We start from the raw sequence: 20883 nt of genomic DNA on the forward strand, positions 1-20883 counted from the left end.
GAGTGCGGGCCAACGCCTCGGTTTTTCTGTAACCGTTGGTCATCTAATCATAGCCTTATCTATTACCGTAATCCTCCTTCCTTCAATCGTAAATTTTACCAAACCCGTTGCCTCGAAACTTTCAAGCAATTGCACGATGCTTTTAGAGCGTTGAAAAATTCCGCCCAAGCGGATGTTTTCGAACGTACCCTTATAATTGACCTCGATATCGTACCATCGTGCCACACGGTCCATAATGCTGACAATATCTTCGTTATCAAAAAGAAAATAGTCGTTATGCCATGCCAGATCTTTGTCGATATCGGCTTTTTTTATGTGAACTTCCGGCTGCCCATGTCTGCTTACTGCCGCCTCTCCGGGTCTGAGCGCTGTAACGCGGTCTTTTTGCAGCACTTCGACAGTCCCTTCCACCAAGGTTGTTTTCATTTTACCCAATTCTGGGTATGCATGAATATTAAATGTAGTACCCAAAACGCGGATGGTTTGGAAGGGGGTTTTTACCAGAAAAGGCCTTTCCGCATCAGCAGCTACTTCAAATAGTCCCTCCCCGCGTAATTCCACTTCACGTCTTTTATTGGTAAACCGAATAGGAAAACGGAGCGATGATTCGGCGTTTAAGTGGATCTTTGTACCGTCTTCCAGGGCGATATGGTAATGTCCCCCCTTAGGGATTTTGACGGTATGGTACGGGTCACCAGTGACGCGATCCGAATGAATTTCGTACAGTATCCGACCATCGGCCGAGTTATACACATACACCTTCCCTTTCTTGCTCAATAATCCGGTATTGGATTTACCCAGTGCCACCGCTTTGCCATTAGCCAACACAATCATCGCCTTATCGCTACCCGGTTCGATCCGGGATTGAGCAACGGCCTGTTCGATGGTCAGTTCGTTGGACTCGCAGTCATCGAAATAAAAACCGATCATCCCCCAAACGGCCGCTGACAGCAAAATGACTGCGACCGCCTTAAACCAAGGAGAAAGTTTACGCATTGCCCGGTCCGACGGGCGCTTATTTCCGCTACCGTCAAGGATCCGCTGTAAGATTTCCTGGCCTTCTTCTTTCGAAAAAACGGATGTTTTGGGTTCAAACAGCTTCCACCTGTCTTCGAGCACCTGTATGACCGTATCTTCATCGGATACGTCGGCCAGCAACGCCTGCAGCTCATCCCGCTCTACGGCGCTGATGGTACCGGTCAGTGCGCGGTCAATCAATAACAGAAGTCTGGCGTTATCCATGTTTCAAAAGCAGAACAGCAAGTTCTAATTGGCCTTACATGATAAAGACACCAAATCTTCAAAAGGTGGATATAGAAATTTGATTTTTTACAAATTCGCTGATAAACTTGACCGCCAGATGCTGATATTTTTTTACGGATTCGATCGATAGATTCATCTGTTGGGAAATCTCCGGATTTTTCAGACCCTGCCTTCTCAGGACGAATACTTTTTGTTGCTGCGGCGGTAATAATCTAACTGCCTGATCGATCAGCTCGTACCGGTCGCGCGTGGTTTTTATTTCCACGGCCTGCTGTACGGTATCGACTTCCGACAAATAGGCTTCTTTTTTTCCTCGTTCGGCTACTAGCTTGCGGATGTGGTTAAGTGTATGATTGCGGCATAGAATAAATAGGTACGCATCAAATCTTTTGACCTGCCGAAGGGCCTTGCGATCAATCCAGATTTTGGTGAACACCTCCTGCACAATTTCCTCCGTGACTTCATGATCTTGTGTAAGCCCTTGTATAAACTCGCCGATCTGGTTATAATAGGTATAAAACAATTTAGCAAAGGCTTTCTCCTCACCGTTTGCTACCTTTTTCAATATATCAGTTTCGTTATATAGTCTATTCAGCGCCATAATTGGAGGCTGGTATTCCAATTTACTATAACTGGTATATTGCAATGTTAGCGCCTTTCGGAGAAAAAGGCAACCTGTGCTATCCTGCGTAGTCAAAGCGGTTATCCTAAATCATGCTAATTTATTTCCGTTTTAAACACATAGGTTCCGGATCCTACGTTGATAACCGCATACTTCCCCTCGTCGCCTATATATTCAATATCCCGGCTCTTGGAAACAGCAGCTCCACGCTCCGTTATTTCGTTACCCGGACGATGAGGAACGTAAATCTTTGCCCGCGTATTCGGCGGAATACACACTTTCATCTCCAATTTGCCGCGTTCATTTTTCCAGGCCACCTCAATAGGGCCATAGGGCGAATCATAGCGTCCGCTTGCTGCGGATAATCCCTCGATAATTGCCGGACGTATATCGATCGATTTGAATCCCAAACCATCCTCCGCTGCGCGTATCCCCAACAATCCACTGTACAGCCATTCCATGAGGTGGCCTAACATCATGTGATTATTGGACACATATTTCAACGCCGCCCAGGATTCGGTGAGTGCCGTTGCATCGCGACGAATCTGGAATCCATACCCCGGCACATCATCCCGATTATTCATTTCATATATCAACTGCGACGCCCCAGCATTTTCCAGTGCCCGCAGCAGATAACGATAGCCAACATCACCTGCTGTGAGCGCCTTCTTGTGGTGCAAAATACTATCAACCAGGTTTTGTTCGACACGCTTTGTCATTGCGCTGTCCACCAATCCCATATATAGGGGCATGGCAAAGGATGTCTGGCTGCCCGTCGCATAGACCGCGCGATCTTGATCAAAGTATGCTTTATTGAACGCCGTCTTGATCTGGCCGGCAAGTGTCTGATAGCGGATGCTGTCTGCTTTATAGCCCAGACGCCCTGCAATTTGCGTCAGCAGGCTGGCATCGTAAAAATAGATCGCCGATGCCGTTAACCCGATTGGGGTCAGTTGGGATACCCCCGGGCTTTCGGGCCCCAAATCAAACCAATCGCCCAAACCATGAGAAAGCAGGTAATCGTTTGCCTTGGTTCCAAGGTAGGCCAGGTACCGTTTCATCATCGGATAAGCCCGTTCCAATACGGATCGATCCCCATACCATTGATACAGGTACCAAGGAATGATAATTGAAGCACTTCCCCATTCCGGTGAATCCCTGAAACCTCCCTCAAAGGGCACATATTCGGGTACGATGTCGGGCACTAACCCATTCTCCAACTGACCTTCGATCATGTCATCTACAATTTTGTTGTAAAGGCCATACATATCGTAGTTGTAACGAAGCGACGATCCGATTAAGTGCGTTTGCTCCAACCATCCTAATTTCTCCCGGTGGGGACAATCCGTTGCTACACTGGCGAGGTTACTACGTATACCCCAACGAATCAATTCGTTAATTTGGTTAAAAAGCGGGTTGGCACAGTGGAATTCGCCAACTTCGGGCGCGCTGTTACGGGTATGCAGCATGGTTAACTGGATGTTATCCCGATCCAAAGTACCTTCACTTTCGACCGTCACCAATGCGTACCGGAAACCGTAGTATGTGAACCGCGGCTGCCAGCTTTCATTGCCGGTTCCCTTTACGACGTATTCAAAATAATACGGTGAACCGGAAGCTCCCTGATAAGGCAAACCGTCGTCGTCCAATATTTCGGCTGGGATAATCCGGATCTTATCACCTCTTTTACCGTCAACGGCCAACTGAATGATCCCCGATGCGTTTTGTCCAAAGTCATATAATAACGAATCCGTTCCTACCGTCGTAATCCGCTTCGGTTCGAAAACGTCCATCACCTTGAGCGGATGATCCCGCTCGGGCTCCAGACGCCCGTCCGGACCGTCCGCGATCTGTACAGCTTTCCAGCTCGCTGCATCAAATCCCGGTTTGTTCCACCCCGGTTGCTCCAGGGTTGCATCGTAGTCTTCTCCACCATAGATGCTGCTAAACGTTATGGGCGATTGATCCGTACGCCAGGTATCGTCCGTGCCAATCGTTTCCGCTGAACCATCGGCGTACCGGATTAGGAGTCTTGCGCGAAGTACAGGGTATTCCTCTGCCCTGACTAATTTACGGTACCGTTCGCGATTGATATAACGGAATCCGGTCCCTACCAGGGCCCCCAATACATTTTCTCCTTGCCGCAACTGTTCTTTCACCGAGTAGGTATTGTATAAACAACGTTTTTCGTACGCCGTCCATCCCGGAGCAAGAAAATGATCGCCTGCTTTTTCCCCGTTGAGGTAAGCTTCATAATGCCCCAGTCCGGAGATAAAAAGGTAAGCTTCCGCAACCGGCTTGTCAACCGTAAACGATTTACGAAAAAACGGAATCACCGCCCGTTTCACAGCCTTGTTTCCCAAATTATCACCGCTACCGTGTACGCCCGGCACGACCTTCAGTGTATCAGGCAGTGATTCATAGGCGATCCACCGACTATCTTCCCATTCGCTTGTATGAAATACACCTGTTACAAAGGAAGTTACATCGCTCCAAGGCGTGGCTTTGCCGTCTTGATCCCAAATACGCACTTTCCAGAAGTACCGCCGTCCCGAAGCTAAGGGAGAACCTTGATAGGGAATAAAGTGCTGTCCGTCAGACAGCACTTTTCCTGAATCCCACAGTAACGCACTTTCCTCGTCCCATCCATCCTTGGAGGCAGCCAATTGTAGCTGCCAAGCGGTCTGCATCGTACCCCGTTGGGAGGACTGCAGTTGCCATCCAAAGCGGAGCTGTTCCGGTGTCACGCCCATCGGTTCCTCCCGATTATCTACGCGGAGCCTAACCGGCAACGTATTCGCGATTACGGAACCAACGGACATGCACCATATACACAGAAAGAACAAACCATGCTTCATACCTGTATTTTAGTAGCCGGGGTTTTGTGTCAATTGATCGTTCAGTTGCATTTCGAGGTATGGAATGGGGAAAATCAACCGTTCGGCGGTGATGGTATAGGCGTTATCGACGATGTAATTATACCGATCCTTCATTTCCTCACCATGTGCGGTCATCACCTCGATTGCCCTTCCAGTACGCACCAGGTCGTGCCAACGGTGATTTTCAAACGCAAGTTCCACACGGCGTTCGTGAGCGATCACCTGCCGCAGTTCGGTGGGGTCTGTCGTGGTGATGGCTGGCAGGGACGCACCGGCTCGCCGCCGCACTTGGTTGATAAACTCCAATGCTTCGGAAGATTTTCCGTTTTCATTAAGGCATTCCGCCAGCGACAGCAACACATCCGAATACCGGTAAACAGGCCAGTTATCGTCGGTATTCCGCTCCCGGTTATGCGGGTTTAAATATTTCCGGATAAATGGTTTGGCCACCTTGCCGGCTGGCTGTGTATATCCGTCACTGCTTTTGACCGCCTCGATGACAAAGCTGCCATCTTCGGCGATCACGCCTTCGGCAATACCGATGGAAGCTGCCTTACGTGAATCTCCGGCTTCATAAGCTTCCATCAAATCTTCTGTCGGAACGTTCCATCCTCCGTAGTTCAGGGTATTGGACTTCACACCGGTGATCAGCTCCACGTTGTTGGTCTTTGGCGCAAACCAATAGATGAACATGCTTTGCTGCCCTTGATCCCCCATCATAAATTGAATTTCGAATACCGATTCACTGCTGTTTTTATTGGACGTACGGAATACATCGCCATAGTTCGGCAACAACGCGTAACCCATTGTCGTAACTGAGCGCAGCAGCGGCTCCGCGGTCGCGAAATCCTGCCGTGTCATATAAACCTTTGCCAGCAGTGTCGACGCAGACCCCTTGTTCGCCCGCCCGTTCTGCGGAAAAGAAGGTGCCGGTAATTTTGCAATGGCTTCATTGGCATCCGCGATAATCACCTCATAGACTTCGTCTGCGCTGGCGCGCGGCAAAAACGCTTCCTCTTCCTTGGTAACCTCGGTAAGATACAAAGGCACACCGCCGAAATACCGCACGAGATTAAAGTAATAATAGGCTCTCAGGAATTTTGCTTCGCCGATAATCAGATCTTTGGCTTCTTGATCGAAATCCGCATTTTCGATCCGGGTCAGGATGGTGTTTACCCGCGCTATTCCCACGTAGCTGTTATTGAAATAGTCATTGGTCCATTGATTTTGCGAGTCATCGAGAAAATCGTCTATGTTTTCCCGCCGGATGATGTGGATGCCACGATCCGGCGCATAGTAATCATAGCGCGTATTGTCTGATCGCATTTCTCCCATCAGGTATCCGCTTTCGCCCACTAATGAGCGCAGGGGCTGGTAGGCACCATTGAGAGCCTGCTGAAATTGCTCCTCTGTCTGGTAGAAATCATTGGCATTGGGCTCCGAATCGGGAGTCAGGTCGAGAAATTCCGAATTGCAACCTTGCAATCCGACACCGATCACAAGGATAAGAAATATGATTAACTTGTTCATTTCTATACGTTTAAAAATTCACATTCAGCCCAAAAGTAAACGTCCGGGGTACGGGATAAGCGGTCTGATCGACCCCCAACCGCAGCGGATTTTCTCCGCTCGCACTCACCTCGGGGTTCAACCCCGGGTATTTGGTCAGCATCAATGCTTCCTGTACGCTCACGTATAACCGGACATCCCTTAGATAAGGTTTTTGGAGTTTCAGGGTATGGCCCAACGTGATGTTCCGGAGCGATGCATACGTGGAACTATACACCCAGCGGGAGTTGGTAAACCGGAATAAAGCGGTGGTACCTGTCAGTGTACGGGGCACCTCGCCATTACCGGGGTTTTCGGGCGAACGCCAACCGTTGATCATTTCTTTCCGCACGTTAAATACGCCGTCGAGGTTTTCGATGTTTTCATAAGTAGCTGCCATGGTTTTCCCGCCTACGGATCCAGCAATCAGAAAACTCAGGTCCCAGTTTTTATAGTTGAAGCTGTTGTTAAACCCAAATATAAATTTCGGATTTGGATCGCCGATAAACGTACGGTCCTGATTGTCGATGACATTGTCGCCGTTGAGGTCTTTCATCCGCACGGTTCCGATTTGTGAAGAAGCATGCTTGGGCTGGGAGTCAAACTCTTCCTGCGTCATGTAAACGCCGTCAAATACATACCCATAGAATTGGCCAATTGGATGCCCCACTGCCGTGCGGTTAAAGTCGCCTTGGTCTCCGTATCCGCCGATGGGTGTATCATTGGTTCCCAGCTTCATCGCCTTGTTCCGGTTGAAAGTTACATTCAGATCCGAATTCCAAGCCAGTTCCCCTTCCAGATTTCTCGTGCTGACCCCGATCTCATGCCCCCAGAATTTGAACGTACCGACGTTGGTCCATACGGATCCGAAGCCTGAAGCCCGAGGCAGTTCAACCGGATAAAGCATGCCATCCGTCACCTTCCGGTAATAGTCATATACCAAATTGATCCGGTCATTGAATAAGCCTACTTCTGCGCCGATATCCAGCTGATCGGTCGTTTCCCATCCCAGGATCGGATTACCCAGCGACGTGATGGAGAGACCTTGTACCAACCCCGTGTTAAATACATAGTTGGTGGGGCCCATCATGGCAATTGACCGGTAGTTTCCGATATTGTTGTTGCCTACCAATCCGTAGCTGGCTCTCAATTTTAAGAAAGAAATATGTGGATTATCGCGCAGGAAACCCTCTTCGCTGGCAATCCAGCCCACCGATATCGAAGGAAACGATCCCCATTTCCGATCGGATCCGAAACGTGAGGAGCCGTCGCGCCGGATAGCGCCCGTAAGCAAGTATCGGCCTTTGAAACTGTAATTCAGCCGACCGATCAACGATTGTAACGACCAGGCGGCCGTGCTGCTTCCCGCACCGGTGACGGTAGCTCCCGCATTCAACCAGGGTATATCATCGTTGGGAAAATCGGTTTTATTGATGTTGCTGAATTCTTCCCTATACTTCTGGGCCGTGTACCCGAAAAGCACATCAAACTGATGATCGCCTAGCGTTTTTTCATAGGTCAACAGGTTTTCATTCAACCACGACCAGTACCCCCGGGTATTATACGCTCCTGTGGCCGGCTGTGGAGGCGCAACAAACAACCCACCGCCCGACGTGGACGACGCAAAGTTATGCTGCGTCCGCGATTCGAGGTCAAAATCCGCGCGTGTCTTGAATTTAAGTCCGTCCCAGATTTTCACTTCGGCAAACACGTTTCCTAAAGCTCTTGTGCGTTTGTAATCATCCAACTTTTCCCGCAATACACGGTACCAATTGGGATTGGGGAACATGCCGAACGTGTTTGTGGTGATCGGCAGTGAGCCATCTTCATTGATCGCGGGAGAAATCGGGCTGGTAATAAATGCTCCGTCGATGACCTGACGCTGCCCATCGGTATTGGTTAACGTATTGTGATCCAATTGCAAGGTCGGTGCAATGTTAAATCCAAGTGTGACCCGCTCGTGTGGCCGGAACTCATTATTTGCCCGGAATGAGAACCGTTGATAACCCGTATTCAGCAACACCCCCTGTTGGTTAAAGTATCCAGCCGTTACCGCTGTGCTGTATTTCTCGCTGTTGGACGTAACGGACAGCGAGTAATTCTGAATAGGTGCCCCTTGCCGTAGGAGTATGCCATACCAGTCCGTACCTTCGCCGTACTGCTCCGGATTCCGATAGTCCGCTGGGATTTCGGCCAATTTCGTCGCCGGATCGACCCAATCTTCATAGCGGATCTTATCCTCGTAAAAATTCTTTTGCCACTGCGCAAATTCCCGAGCATTCATGACATCGGGCCGCCCGCGCTGGGGCACATGCTGAAGACCGCCGTAAGCGGAGGCACTTACGTTGACACCTTCGGTGCCCTTTCCGCTTTTCGTCGTAACCAATACCACACCGTTGGCTGCCCTTGATCCATATAAGGCGGTTGCGGAAGCGTCCTTAAGCACCGAAAAACTTTCGATCTCATCCGGATTGATGTTGTTGATATCCCCGGTTACGGGCTGTCCATCCACTACATAAAGCGGGGTATTTCCGGCGTTCATGGAGGCGGCACCCCGTATCCGTATGGCCATTCCCTGTCCGGGCCGTCCGGTTGTTTGGCTGATCTGCACACCCGCTATCCGTCCCTGTAATTTTTGGGAAAACTGCCCCACCGGCACATCTTTAAGTCCTTCGGCGTCTACATTGGAAACCGCCCCTGTGATATCCCGCCGCTGCTGGGTACCATAGCCGATGACGACCACCTCGTCCAGATCGCTGGTGGCGGGTATCATCTTAACAGACAAAGCCGTCTGTGAGGTGACAGCCACCTCTTGCGGATTATAGCCAATCAATGTAAATACCAGTGTATTCCCAGCTTGCGCGGAAATTGAAAATGCGCCTTGGTCATTGGTAAAGGTCGCTTCCTGCGTACCTTTGACCGTGACGGTAACCCCCGGCAACGGACCTGTATCGTCCGATACCGTGCCCGTAATCGTGCGTTGCTGTTGTCCATACAATACACCCGGCCAAACCAAAACGAATAATAGGTATCGTTTCAGCATAGGCCAATAAGAAATGTGTGACTGTTTCATAGTTTGTTTCATTATTGATCTATCGTTTATGAATCTTTCCGTTGTACATGACCCGGTTGATCCGTTCCTGCTTAACGGCCCGGGGAAACTTCCCATACTTCAAAATCTGCCATCAACCCGTATTCATAGGTATCGTATGCCTTACCGGCAGGATATACTTTTGCATTGCGCCAGTGCCAGGGCGAGACCATGCCCGGCCTTGGATTGCCATGGTGCGGTCCCAGTGTATTCTTGAGGCTTCCCACCACGATGACTTCCAATTCGTTCTGGCCATCCCGTAAGCCCTCATGTACTTCCAATTGATAAGGTGGGTAATGGATATATCCTACCCGTTTGCCATTTAGCTTGACCAGGGCAGCGGTTCCTTGCCAGTCTGAGAGCTTTATGACATAGGACTGGTCCTTCCTACCTTCAAACTGCTTTTTGTAGGCAACCTCATGTCCGTAAAACGGCATCCCGTTATTCTTCCAGCTCCCCAATTTCAAGGGAGTGGCAGGCGAAATGCCCCAACCTTTGTCGAGCGAATGCAGTGAAAAGTCGCCCAGGATGTATACCGGTTCGATTTCGGCATGGACACTCATCCGCGTAGCCTGTATGGTTAGGGTATTGGTCCCGATCTTGCAATACCGGCCGATATCGAATACCGCGAAATCATGGTCCAGCCACCATTCGCGGGGAACTGGATCGACTACCTGTCCATTGATAGACACCTGCCAGAGCTGCGGGCGCTCCACTGCGGCCCTTAATCCCGTTAGGTCAGTCCCGGCGGCCACCTGGAAATGATAGCTCGCCATGAATCCCGTGCCCTGTTTGAATGTATCCCGTTGAATCGTCTGGTCTTTGTACTGCACCGATGTATTCCAGGGGTTGCCGTCGGCAAATCCATGATGCTTGAATACCGTATCCGCCGCGAAAAAAGTATGAATGTCCCGCATTAACGTATCCCCGATGGCTACGTCACAAAAATCGATGGTGAGTACGTTCGGCCGCAGCCGTCGCGCCTCACCTGATGAAGTGGCTACCAGGCGGCCGGGGGATGCCGGAGCCTTCCATGCCGGGTATCCTTCTTTTTTCTCGTTGGCAATCAGAAACAGGGCACTCCCTGCCGGGGGAAGGGTGTACCGCAGGGATTGATAAGTGCCCGAAGAGACGCTCGGGAATTCCTGTGCCTCACCTGTTTCGGTATCTACATACAGCACTTGCCGGCCCTGCACGTCCACGGCGACTTCTTTATCGTCTTCCAAACTGGAATTGACCAAAAACAGCAATTGCCCATCTTCCAGCATCCGCCTGTGGTGATACAGATTCGGTTGGATGAGGGCCTGATTCCTGAATACAAGGTCCTTCGGTAAAAATTGTTCGCGGATCGCCTGTTCATCCAGCCGAGGGAAAGTCTTTAATCCATTTCCTGCTTTCAATTGTGCGATTTCTGCCGCCGCCGGTGCTCCATCAATGTATCGAATCGGTTCAAAAAGCAATAGATTACCTCCCTGCTTTGCAAATTGCAGCAGCAGGTCAAACGTGGTCCGGTCGATGTTTTCCATACCTGGCGGGATCACTACGGTACGGTAGTCGCGTTCACCTACCACAAACCGGGAATTGCGTACACTTCCATGATCTTTAATGATGTTTTCGGATCCCAGGTCGTATTCGGATTGTGACCGTTCGAGCGTGGTGACAAACGATTGAAACCGATAGCCGATGCTATCCCGTCGGGGATTGGCCGACTGGAAGGTGGAATACATCCAAGCCGATGTGGTCGGTTCGATGACCAGGATGTTATTTACCTGCCTGCCGACGGAAAGCGCCAACGACAGCCTCGCGAAATAGCGATTCTGTGCAGCATAGTAAGGCCACCAGGGATTATGGTACGAGAAAGACTGCGGATAGTCGTATTTTCGGGCACCTACCAGCGTCATATCGGCCAAATGCTGATTAAGCGTATTGACGCCGAGGACGTATTCCCAATCGCCCAGACGTTTCATGTCCGTCAGGGTCAGTTCCCATCCCCCGCCCCCATAAGTTTCGCTCAACGTCCGTTTCCGGCCCAGTTGATTGGCCACGCTTGCCAATTCCTTGACAGCCCGGATATTTCCAAATTGGGCATTGGGACTTTCTTCGTCAAACTGGTTGAATAACATATCGATTGCCGGACGTTGATGCCACGCGTACATGGCCATATTGTCACCGCCGTGGTTCGGGTTCGGCCAACCGTGCTCCCAATAATGCCCCGTCCATTCCAGGCCTTTCTTTTCGGTATAGGCGTGCCACGGCTTGGACCAACGGTCGATGAACAATTGGAGCAATACTTGGTAGTAGTTATGCCGGATTTTCCGCCATTCACCAACTTCCTCATAAAGCGAAGGCAAATGCGGGACCAGGTCGTACCCCCACCGCTCCTTGAACCGGTCAAATAGGTCGGGGGTCCAGCGGATGTTGTCTTTTCCCTGCACCTCGATGTTGGGTTCATCCGTAAACACACCGGGCACGACACCGCCAAATTCTTTTCCAAAGGATTTCTCGTAGCCTTCCATGGTGACCTCAATAAATTTTTCCGTCACTCCTTTATGCAGCAGGTCCACATACGAGAATCCGGCATACCAGGGGGATTTACCATAAAAAGCCTTTTTAAACAAATAGTACGTTCCGGAGCTATCCGCATATCGATCGCTTTGACCTGAAATATCGATGAAGGCGCCGGGTACTTTGCGGAGCACAATTACATAGGGATCTGTGTCTAGGGGAAGCCGATCGGTTTTGGTCAAATTGAGCATCTGTCCCTGGTTATAGGATTCGGGCATCAGGGCCGGCACGTGGCCGCCGGCGAACCCACTCGGGTACGAATTTTCATCGTAGATCCATACATCCAGTCCCAATTCCTTTCCTTTGGCCACACTGTAGGTAAAAAGACGATTCCATTCGTCGGAAAGATAGGGAGTGATCAATCCCGGCCGGGGATGAATGAACACACCGCCAAAGGCGTTGTCCTTAAATCCATGCATCATGCTATCGATGATAGCTTCGGTCACATCGGTATGCCATACCCACAGTGGGGCACTCCCGTAGGAACGGTCCGGTTGTTTGATCCTGTCGGCCAACTGGCTGATCGTGGTAATAGCTGCTTTCTGTTGGGCATAGCCGATTTGGAGCTGCAGCAGTATCATTCCTGCCAACAGATACCCCATCCAATTTGTGTATGTGTGTATTTTCATGGTCTATCAACAAATCTTAACGGTTTCCACCTGAAGTAGTTTTCCCAATTTTTCGATTTTTCGGGCAATATGGCCGGTCCCTACCGCGCAGTGGTGGGCCGGACCGTAACTATTCCAATTTTCCACAAACCGACGGGCACCGATCGGGAAGCGGTATCGGCTATTGGTATTTCCGATCTCCAGAATCGGCCCCGGTACAGATTCGGCCTCTGCCACCAGGAAAAACAGCTTTCCCTTTCCATCTTCCACCACCGATAGCAAGGTAACCGGCCCATACTTGACCGACATTTCGACCGATAGCCCGTTGCCTACTTTCCCGTGATAGACCTTTAGGGGTTTTACTTTGATTTTTCCTTCCGCAATCCGGAAATGCCCCGGACCATCGTGCCCCATCAACACCACATCGTCTTCAAAATCCATAGCGTAATATTCCGTAAACGACCCCCCTGCACCGAAACTGTCCATTATCTTCATAGCCTGCGCATTCTTGATTTCATATTCACCGGCAACGGGAATCCCTTTAGCGGTTAAATAGGTACTGCCCAAGATGATCGAACTCATCGTATCTTCGTTTTCCAGGATACCGCGTCCTTTGTAATAGTAAGCGAGCGACCCCAGTTGATAAGTAGCCACCAATTGGTCGAGCGCCAAGGATGTGCGGGCAGCACGCGCCAGCTCATCGGAACTGCAATCGGGCCATACGTCAAACGCCGTCCGGAAATCTGCAACGCGCTCACGGATCTGTCCTGGCGCAACTGCCTTGCGAAGGGCGGACAACTCGTCTACCTCAAGGTGTTCGATGTGCCCACCGAATGTGACCAGTTGCAGGGTTATGTCGGTGTAAATATCCAGCATGCCCGAATAGTAAGTGCCCATGGCACCCAGCCGATTGTGCCCCATTGCATGGGCTACCTTCGCCGCCTCCACCCATTCAGCCACCTCCACCCAACATTCATCCGTTTCATCCAACACACCCGTTACCTGCTCAAAGCGGATTCCGGACCGGATCAGGGCATTCGCCAATTCGGGCACCGGACAAGCCGAACAGTAAGCCAACCATTCGCCGGTCATATCGTGCCGATTGCGCAATCCATTGAAATATGCATAGTCAATCGAGGCTTCAGGCGCGAGGTTTAACACAATGACCGGCACTTTGGCGCGTTGCACGACCGGAAGTACGGTAGCCGACAGCGCGTAGGTGGTCACGTAGAGAAAAATGATGTCGACATCCGCCTGCCGGAAACGATGACCTGCCTCCATGGCTTGGTCAACCGTATCAATGAGTCCTAAATTGACAATATCTGCGCCGGAGCCTTCCAAACGCCCGTGAACTTGCTGCATATAGCCAAGCAGACGACTTTTTAAGCCTTCAAACTGATCCCAATAAACGTCAAGTCCTATTCCAAATAAGCCGACTTTCAGCCGTGTGAATTGCATGGTTTATACTGTTTATAACTGTTTTAATAAATGGTGATTCAAAAGTATTTTTTATTACTTTGTATGTCCATATACGTTTTGACATTACGGATATACATTTTGGACCTAGCGGGAACGATGTCGGATGAGAACATACCACAAATATTTACCGGTCAGCACGCGAGATGAACAATGGGGATTATACACACTGAATGCGGGGGTTGGTCACATCCCTTTATCTTCCGCTTATCCCAGTACAGACCATCCAACCACCTATTATTTTGATTGGCAGCACGGCCGGGTTTTAGATGAATACCAGCTGATTTACATCACGCACGGAAGGGGTGTATTCGAATCCAGAACCGGAGGAAGGCTGACGATCCAAGAAGGTTCCATCATCTTGTTGTTTCCGGATGAATGGCACCGCTACAAGCCGGATGAAAATACCGGATGGAATGAGTATTGGGTGGGTTTCAAAGGTCCGATAGCTGACCAGTTGGTAACCAACAAGTTTTTCAGTCGCACAAAACCGGTCATCCGTATCGGATTCCGGGAAGAGATCGTTGCTTTTTTCAACGACATATGCGACCGCACCAATACCGAGCGCAGGGGTTACCAACCGCTTATCTCCGGAGAGATTTTGCATCTTCTTGGATTTGTCCATGCGATTTCAAAAGAAGATGTACGGAGCGCAAGTACCGATTGGGAGGGGGATTTGGTTAGCAAGGCCCGGGTCATATTCCGTGAAAATATCGAAACATCCATATCTGCTGAACAGGTCTCCAACGATTTAGGCGTGAGTTATTCGCTGTTCAGGAAAGTATTCAAAAAATACACAGGGATCTCCCCGGGACAATACCTCATCCAGCTAAAAATCGAAAAGGCCAAACTGTTGTTGACCTTTCCAGATAAGCTCGTCAAGGAAATAGCGTACGACCTGGGATTTGACTCGTGTTTTTATTTCTCAAAACTATTTAAAGAGAAGACAGGCTTGTCGCCTGTCCACTACCGAGAACGATATACTCCTCGTTCAGCGAGTCGTTAACCGGTAATTTCCCGGCTGCAACTCATACCGCAAATATCCATCCTGCTCCCCCACTTCCTTTATGGCGTTGTATCGCTCGATATCAATGCGCTCATCGGGAAGCAATTCCAACGTGGCAATACTATTCGGAGGAACCGTTAATTCCAAAGCCAATCCCCCATTTTCGCGCGACCAGTTTGACGTAATAAATCCCTGTGGTGAATAAAACGTAGCCTTTGCCCATTTCACATCGGTGGCATCCGGCGAAGGAGGCCTTATGATAAACCGACGGAAACCCGGTGCTTCTGGATCCCGTTTAATTCCGGCTAGGCCATCGATATACCAAGCCCCCGGATAGAGGTAAGAACTGTGTAGCAACGAATGTCCGGGCAGGTCTTTTTCCCACATTTCCCAGAGTGTTGTTGCCCCGTTTTCCTTCATGTATCCCCAGCTCGGATACGTTGTCTGGGACACCATACTATAAATCAAATCATTCCTTCCTTCTTCGCGAAGCAGTTTGAAGAGCAATGCACCTCCTGTGATGCCCGCATGGATATGTCCTTTCCGTACCTCAAGGATTTCCCGTTCGAGACGCTGCATTACTTGCGCACGCAGTGTTGCCGGAGGTATTTCTGCCAGCAAAGCTGCGGCAAGATTGGCCATGGAACCATCTGCGTAACTATTGTCGCCCGCGTTGAAAAACCGGGCATGAATTGCTTTTGCGGATGCATTTGCCTGTTGCTCCCATTGACCTGCTTCGGCTGCTCGGCCCATCACCCGGGCGATTTTGGCAGCCGTCCGCAAGTTAAACACATAATATGCATTGTTGAGACACAGCGTTTCGGGCTTGTCGTTATTCATTCCTTCGGCTGTCGCATTAGGCCAAAGCCAATCGCCCAGAAAGTCCCATTGACCACCGAAACGCTGTAGCAGATTGTCTTTCGTGTGAGACTTCAAGAAATCAAGCCATCCGGTGATGAGGTGAAAATTAGTTTCCAATACCTGCCTGTCGCCATAATGCTGATACATAAACCAAGGGAGGGTCACGACAATACCGCCCCAAGCTGGGCCGCCGCCGCCCCAATAGGTGGGTGCCGTATGCGGGAGCACACCGTTGTTCCATATCCTGCCACTGGTTACGGCTTTCCGGGCATAGTTTGGATCCAACATATTGCCTACCATGGGTTCGGTGCCCTGCACGTCCCGCCAATCTTCCATCCATTTGGTATAAAACGCACCCAACTGGTAGTTGAACATTCCGGTTTCGCTGGTGGCATGGGCATCGCCGCCATATCCCATCCGTTCCCGTTGCGGACAGTCTACAATGTAACCGCCGAGCGAAAGATTCTCGAATGTCCACCGGACGCGGTCATATATCCAGTTTTGCAAGGAATCCGAGCACTCAAATTGGGTGGCCGATTGATAGCCCGTCCGTACCATCCATCCTTTCACATCCTCTACGGCAGGCGCTTCTTTCAGCCCATGTATGGTAATCCACCGTCCCGAACTGTAGTTGAAGCGGTTCCGGAATGTACCGGTACCGGTTGCCCCGACCACATAAGCACTATGGAGGTTAAATGTCATGTCGTCCTGTTTCCGCTCGGAATATTGGAATCGGATGGTATCTCCCGGACGCCCGCTTACCTTCACTTCCGTCCAGCCGGCAAAATTTACGCCCATGTCTACCCGGTAAGATCCATCCGGTCGGGATTCGATAGCCACCGGCCGGATCTCTTCAAACAGCCGGTTGCCGGCCACCATCTGGGCGGATAATTCCAGCTTAGTGGGATATTCGATGGCCAGTTTCCAATCGGATTCATCACAAGCCAACGTATTCCATTCGGGCAACTCTTTGCGTGCATCCCAGATTTCGCCGCCCATTTTGGCAAAATCCCACTTGCCCAATAATCGATTCGGACTGGCGTGCGTTTTCCACGACGCATCCGTGGCAATAGTGGCAACAGGCTGGGCTCCTTTTGCCGGAAATTTGTCGCGATAAATCGCTCCTTGGGCAATGACAAGGGGCGTCAGCGGGCGATCGTCGTTTAAAATATAAGCAGGAAAGATCGACCACGAGGTACCCAGCCAAATCGCAATTACGTTGGTTCCACGCTTAAGCTGGTCAGCGATGTCATAGGCGACGTACCGGGCGCGTTTGGTGTGGTCCGTAACCGTCGGCGCCAGTACCTCATTGCCGACCCGTTCACCATTGACGTAAAGCTCATGATAGCCCACCGAAGCGACAAAAATGGTAGCTTTCCCGGGCTTTTCGTCCAAATCGATCGTCTTCCGGAACCAAGGGTCCGAAATGTTATTTTCAATGGCGTTGGTGTTATACAATTCGCCGCTTCCAATCCAATTGGCTTGCCACGCATTGGCGTCAAACAAGCCGGTGGTCCAGAAAGCTGGTTTACTCCATGCCGATTCCCTTCCTGTTTCATCTTTTACCTGCACCTTCCAGTAGTAGGCACGGTCGGATTGCAGCGCAATCCCTCCGTAACGAATTTGCTGTGTTTCCTGTGAATCGATCCAACCGCTATCCCAGAGGTCACCATTTCCTTTTCGCAACAGTTTATCTGTTGACGACACCAAGATGCGGTAGGCAGTTTGTCGCTGCCCGAAAGCCTTGGGGTCGGTCGCTTCCAGCTTCCAGCCCAGCCTGGGCTTTCTCACATCCATTCCTTTTGGATTTTCCAGGTATTCGCATTGCAGATCAACCGGAATCAAAGAAGCGTTCAATTTTGAGGCCCTAACGCCCAAATAGGAACTGAGGAAAATTAACAGAAACGAGAGTAGTTGTGCCCTTTTCATTTAAATAAATTAGTTTATTATCGGCGATGAAGATCGCACCAGCGCGATAACACGTGGCACAAATTAACCAGTTTGATTGAAATGGCCATCCTGAACTGTCTATTCAATGGTTTTCCGCTCCTGCACGCCGATGGGCATTCATCCGAACGGGAGTGCCCTGGAGTTTCGGGCGCAGCACAGGAAAGAATCCCTGTGCTTCAGCAGAACACGTGCACCATACCCGTAAGCAAGCGATCAGCCGTTTATTCATACGTTAACCTCGCCGTCGCCTGACAATCTGTATCACTGATTAAGCGGATCCATCGAGCCTGGAATGCCTCGGGAAACACATAATCTACATGTTCTCCCGGAGCAACCTTCCATTGTTTATAATCTACCCACATACCCTGTCCAGTTGGATCTGCTTGTAACGTAAACGTAATCGCTTTTTCGGAATCATGCAAAAGACGCAGGCTGCGTTTATCATAAAATGCAATGAGATAAGGATCCGAAGGTATGCTTGCCTCGATCTGGGTACGATTCCATGGCCCCCCTTGCCCCACAGGCTTTCCGAGCTTCCACAGATCGTCAATGGCCCCCACCCAGACTGCGGCCGCTCCGTCGTCGGCTACGATAACATGCTCATTGCTGTCCCCTTTTATATGTTTGGGATTGATACCGGTCATGACGAGCATTCCACGGTACGAGGCATAATCCTGAACACCGTAGGGATGAGAGGCAACCGGTCTGATTTTGGCATAGCCGTCGGCGTTTTCGGCCGGAAGCTCGTAAAAGGTACCATGACACGAAAACAGGTCGCGCTCGGTGGCCACTTCACGGCAGATCCGCAGTTCCCCTTCACGGGTAGCGTCGGTATATTGAGCATGTCCGAAAGGCAACCGCCAGCGCCGCCCCTTGTCGTCCACCACCAGCACCGAAGCCCCATCAATCGTGACCACTTCTTTCGGGATTGCAAAGCGTTCGCGGATGAACGTTTCTGTGGAATCGTCTGCTTTCTTTACCAGCTTCAAGTTTTCATCCAGCTCGTAGTAACCAGCCGGCTGTGAGGTTCCCTGGCTCACCGTTGTTGCCGCTAATCCCAATGCCCACCGGTCATTCCCTAATCCATATAGCAGGCCGCCTTTATACGTGGATTCGGAGATCGGTCGTAATCCCGTAAAAATTCCGTCGGGATTTTTATTGCGATCTTCCACATCGGTGTAGCTAAACTGGAGCGAGAGCCTGGCCGGTGCATCTACCCGTGCACGAATCCATTCGCCTTGTTGACGATCTGAAAAAAAGTAAGAAAGGTAACCTTTCGCCGGTACCACCACGGTATTGAGCCCGGCCCAGTGGGCTGTACCTCTGGCATCCACCTCAAACGTCACCTTCACATCTCGATCGCTCTCATTTTGCAACCAAGCCATACGTCTGGACCACCCGGCGAAGAGAAACGGCTCGGATGGTACATCGGGTGTGACATCATCGGCCAGCCAAACGGCACCTTCTGCAGTGGTAGGTCCCAATTCATCGGGCAAGGAGGGTGAGGTAAACCACAGGTTGGAATTGGATTGTCCCGGGCCTTCGATATCACCTTTCGCCTTCCGCTTGTTCAAAAACTCCCGTTGCGCCGAATCGTCACAACCGAACACCAACCCACCTCCCCATCGGGTAAAGTCGCCGATGACCTTAAGGTAAGCCGACCGTGGCCGGATGCCGGCACTGCTCGCTGAAGTGAACGAACCGGGGAATCTCCAGAACATGCCGTGCATGGTCATGAGGTAATCAGGCGCCGTCTCGGTCCCTATATTCCGTATCCGGGGCCATTCGGTATTCCATCCATGGGCACCGTCGTAGCTATGGCTGGCTTTCGGGAGCCGGTAAAAATGCCATGATCCCCGGTCCCGTACGCCTAACACCAACGACCGGTGGTCCCAACCGATGGTCCAAATCGGATCCGTTTCGGGATTCGGGTTACCGTGAATGCCGCCAGGACCGGTGACCTCGGTAAATTGCATTCTTCGGATCAGCTTCCATGATTTACCATCCCACTCGCTCAAACCACCTGACGGCGCATCAAATTCTTCCAGTGCCTGTTTTCCACGTTCACCGTTGTTACTATATACCAACACGCCCTGACCGGAGTACATGCCTTTGCCATGCCAACCGATCAGTCCTGCCCCGGGTGTTCCTCGCTTATCGCCTTCTTTCAGGTTTTCGTCCGCGTATAACCATGTAGGCTTGAGCGTATGCACATCCACCTCATAAAACCCTTCTTCCATAGTTCCATAATATATCCGGTTGGCCGGGTCGGTAAGGTGTCGGGCATTTCCTGTGTGCCGGCCGGGCATTTCGCTATAGGGAATCACGCGAACATTTCCGTTGGCATCAATTGCGTACGGGCCGATGAACAACTGGTTGCTTTCCGGATGGATCATCCGATTTGCTGGCGTACCACCGACGCTCTCGCTGTGGGCAACTTGCTCGAGGTCGTGCGTGATTTCATACAGTTTGTCGGACGATCCGAATGGCAGGTGAGGACCATAAGTAAGGGTCCAGAGCCTTCCTGCCCAGGGCACCACCGCACCGGTACCGCATTCGCCTTCATGGTTGTACATTGCTAAATGCGGATAAATCCCGCTGACGGATTTAACGCCCGGCCGTTGAGGCTGCGTCCAGCCGGCGACGGGGAACAGGAGCGCTGCAACAAGTAGGCAGCAGATACTTTGGAAATTGAGCTCAGCCACGGGTCAATACTACTTCAAACATTTCGGAGCGCCGACCGTAGGCGCGTGATTTCCTCCTGAAGTTCAAGAATACGTTGGTATAGGGTATTGGCAACCTCTAGTCCCTGTGGGTTTACTTCAAGCTCAACATGCCAATTGATCAGCCGTTCTACGGCAGCAAGTGCATCATGGGGAATGCATCGCTGTCTATTGACCGATATGATCTTTACCAGACCGCTTTCTTCCAACCGATTTATGAATTCCACATCGATTTGATGGATATGGCAATACTCTTTTACGGTAATGACGTCTTTTTTCATGTCTTAGCCC

11 protein-coding genes are annotated in these 20883 nt (G+C 50.7%); 1 reads left to right on the top strand and 10 read right to left on the bottom strand.

The window, feature by feature from the left end; translation table 11 throughout:
- Nucleotides 1-39: 39 nt before the first annotated feature.
- The 7 genes from ACFQRK_RS07355 to ACFQRK_RS07385 all read right to left on the bottom strand — a co-directional run bounded on the left by ACFQRK_RS07355 (nt 40) and on the right by ACFQRK_RS07385 (nt 14034).
- Nucleotides 40-1242: a FecR family protein gene (locus ACFQRK_RS07355; RefSeq protein ID WP_379005127.1), complete on the bottom strand. Its 1203-nt coding sequence runs from the start codon at nt 1240-1242 to the stop codon at nt 40-42.
- Nucleotides 1243-1300: 58 nt separating this feature from the next.
- Nucleotides 1301-1864 carry an RNA polymerase sigma factor gene (locus tag ACFQRK_RS07360; RefSeq protein WP_379005129.1) on the bottom strand — a complete coding sequence of 188 codons (564 nt, stop codon included), beginning with the start codon at nt 1862-1864 and terminating at the stop codon, nt 1301-1303.
- A 116-nt stretch (nt 1865-1980) separates the two neighbouring features.
- Nucleotides 1981-4743, bottom strand: a complete 2763-nt coding sequence (locus tag ACFQRK_RS07365; protein ID WP_379005131.1) for a family 78 glycoside hydrolase catalytic domain — start codon at nt 4741-4743, stop codon at nt 1981-1983.
- 9 nt (nt 4744-4752) lie between these two features.
- Nucleotides 4753-6294 carry a RagB/SusD family nutrient uptake outer membrane protein gene (locus ACFQRK_RS07370; RefSeq protein WP_379005133.1) on the bottom strand — a complete coding sequence of 514 codons (1542 nt, stop codon included), beginning with the start codon at nt 6292-6294 and terminating at the stop codon, nt 4753-4755.
- Between the two features lie 10 nt (nt 6295-6304).
- Nucleotides 6305-9385 carry a SusC/RagA family TonB-linked outer membrane protein gene (locus ACFQRK_RS07375; RefSeq protein WP_379005135.1) on the bottom strand — a complete coding sequence of 1027 codons (3081 nt, stop codon included), beginning with the start codon at nt 9383-9385 and terminating at the stop codon, nt 6305-6307.
- 71 nt (nt 9386-9456) lie between these two features.
- On the bottom strand, nt 9457-12597 hold the full coding sequence (locus ACFQRK_RS07380; protein ID WP_379005136.1) for a glycosyl hydrolase: 3141 nt from the start codon (nt 12595-12597) through the stop codon (nt 9457-9459).
- A 6-nt stretch (nt 12598-12603) separates the two neighbouring features.
- Entirely contained in the window at nt 12604-14034 is a 1431-nt protein-coding gene (locus ACFQRK_RS07385) for an arabinose isomerase (protein ID WP_379005138.1), read from the bottom strand.
- Nucleotides 14035-14158: 124 nt separating this feature from the next.
- Between ACFQRK_RS07385 and ACFQRK_RS07390 the strand changes: the two genes are divergently transcribed.
- Nucleotides 14159-15058, top strand: coding sequence for an AraC family transcriptional regulator (locus ACFQRK_RS07390; RefSeq protein ID WP_379005140.1), 900 nt, complete (start codon nt 14159-14161; stop codon nt 15056-15058).
- Here the strand turns inward: ACFQRK_RS07390 and ACFQRK_RS07395 are convergent.
- From ACFQRK_RS07395 to ACFQRK_RS07405, 3 genes are all read right to left on the bottom strand, one after another.
- Complete coding sequence (locus tag ACFQRK_RS07395) at nt 15044-17848, bottom strand: family 78 glycoside hydrolase catalytic domain (RefSeq protein ID WP_379005141.1); 2805 nt, start codon at nt 17846-17848, stop codon at nt 15044-15046. The two genes, ACFQRK_RS07390 and ACFQRK_RS07395, sit on opposite strands and share 15 nt — an antisense overlap.
- Nucleotides 17849-18090: 242 nt before the next feature.
- Nucleotides 18091-20445, bottom strand: coding sequence for a hypothetical protein (locus ACFQRK_RS07400; protein ID WP_379005143.1), 2355 nt, complete (start codon nt 20443-20445; stop codon nt 18091-18093).
- A gap of 143 nt (nt 20446-20588) precedes the next feature.
- On the bottom strand, nt 20589-20873 hold the full coding sequence (locus ACFQRK_RS07405; RefSeq protein WP_379005145.1) for a chaperone modulator CbpM: 285 nt from the start codon (nt 20871-20873) through the stop codon (nt 20589-20591).
- Nucleotides 20874-20883 lie beyond the last annotated feature (10 nt).

Source organism: Parapedobacter sp. GCM10030251, assembly GCF_042666505.1.
In the GTDB taxonomy this organism is placed as follows: Bacteria; Bacteroidota; Bacteroidia; order Sphingobacteriales; family Sphingobacteriaceae; genus Parapedobacter.

What these genes read in the sequence shown, in the direction of transcription:
- ACFQRK_RS07355 (WP_379005127.1), bottom strand. Translation starts at nt 1,242, where the DNA reads ATGGATAACGCCAGACTTCTGTTATTGATTGACCGCGCACTGACCGGT.
- ACFQRK_RS07360 (WP_379005129.1), bottom strand. Translation starts at nt 1,864, where the DNA reads ATGGCGCTGAATAGACTATATAACGAAACTGATATATTGAAAAAGGTA.
- ACFQRK_RS07365 (WP_379005131.1), bottom strand. Translation starts at nt 4,743, where the DNA reads ATGAAGCATGGTTTGTTCTTTCTGTGTATATGGTGCATGTCCGTTGGT.
- ACFQRK_RS07370 (WP_379005133.1), bottom strand. Translation starts at nt 6,294, where the DNA reads ATGAACAAGTTAATCATATTTCTTATCCTTGTGATCGGTGTCGGATTG.
- ACFQRK_RS07375 (WP_379005135.1), bottom strand. Translation starts at nt 9,385, where the DNA reads ATGAAACAGTCACACATTTCTTATTGGCCTATGCTGAAACGATACCTA.
- ACFQRK_RS07380 (WP_379005136.1), bottom strand. Translation starts at nt 12,597, where the DNA reads ATGAAAATACACACATACACAAATTGGATGGGGTATCTGTTGGCAGGA.
- ACFQRK_RS07385 (WP_379005138.1), bottom strand. Translation starts at nt 14,034, where the DNA reads ATGCAATTCACACGGCTGAAAGTCGGCTTATTTGGAATAGGACTTGAC.
- ACFQRK_RS07390 (WP_379005140.1), top strand. Translation starts at nt 14,159, where the DNA reads ATGAGAACATACCACAAATATTTACCGGTCAGCACGCGAGATGAACAA.
- ACFQRK_RS07395 (WP_379005141.1), bottom strand. Translation starts at nt 17,848, where the DNA reads ATGAAAAGGGCACAACTACTCTCGTTTCTGTTAATTTTCCTCAGTTCC.
- ACFQRK_RS07400 (WP_379005143.1), bottom strand. Translation starts at nt 20,445, where the DNA reads ATGTACAACCATGAAGGCGAATGCGGTACCGGTGCGGTGGTGCCCTGG.
- ACFQRK_RS07405 (WP_379005145.1), bottom strand. Translation starts at nt 20,873, where the DNA reads ATGAAAAAAGACGTCATTACCGTAAAAGAGTATTGCCATATCCATCAA.